This window comes from Streptomyces alkaliphilus (assembly GCF_014141535.1).
In the GTDB taxonomy this organism is placed as follows: Bacteria; Actinomycetota; Actinomycetes; order Streptomycetales; family Streptomycetaceae; genus Streptomyces; species Streptomyces alkaliphilus.
In genome coordinates this window covers 1-543 of record NZ_VKHT01001667.1, presented here as the reverse complement: position 1 = coordinate 543, position 543 = coordinate 1, and the positions used below count along the sequence as shown (strand labels likewise).

The following is a 543-nucleotide window of genomic DNA, read 5'->3' as shown; positions in this document are numbered from 1 at the left end:
TCTTCGGGCGGGACATCACCCCGAGTGTGTCACCGGTCCGACGGACAATGGCCGTAAGTCATCGTCCCCGGCCGGGACAAGTGATTGAATGCACTGGCGGCTGCCGATCATCCCTTGCCCGAGGCGGTGAGGCGTCAGGGGGCGACCGCTCGATAGCAAGGTGCTGGAGGATCCGTGGACCTGTCCCTGTCGACCCGAAACGTCGGCGACCGCACGGTCGTCGAGGTAGGCGGCGAGATCGACGTGTACACCGCGCCCAAGCTGCGCGAACAGTTGGTGGAGCTGGTGAATGACGGCAACCACCACTTGGTCGTGGACATGGAGCGCGTCGACTTCCTCGACTCCACCGGCCTGGGAGTGCTGGTCGGTGGTCTGAAGCGCGTGCGCGCGCAGGAGGGCTCGTTGCGTCTGGTGTGCAACCAGGAGCGCATTTTGAAGATCTTCCGGATCACCGGTCTGACGAAGGTGTTCCCCATCCACCCCACGGTGGACGACGCGGTCTCCGCCGCCGACTGATCAGCGACCGATCGCACAGCCGAACAT

1 protein-coding gene is annotated in these 543 nt (G+C 64.6%); it reads left to right on the top strand.

The features are described from left to right. The first annotated feature begins 174 nt into the window (after positions 1-174). Complete coding sequence (locus tag FNQ90_RS26235; protein ID WP_143625458.1) at positions 175-516, top strand: STAS domain-containing protein; 342 nt, start codon at positions 175-177, stop codon at positions 514-516. The last annotated feature ends 27 nt before the right edge of the window (positions 517-543 follow it).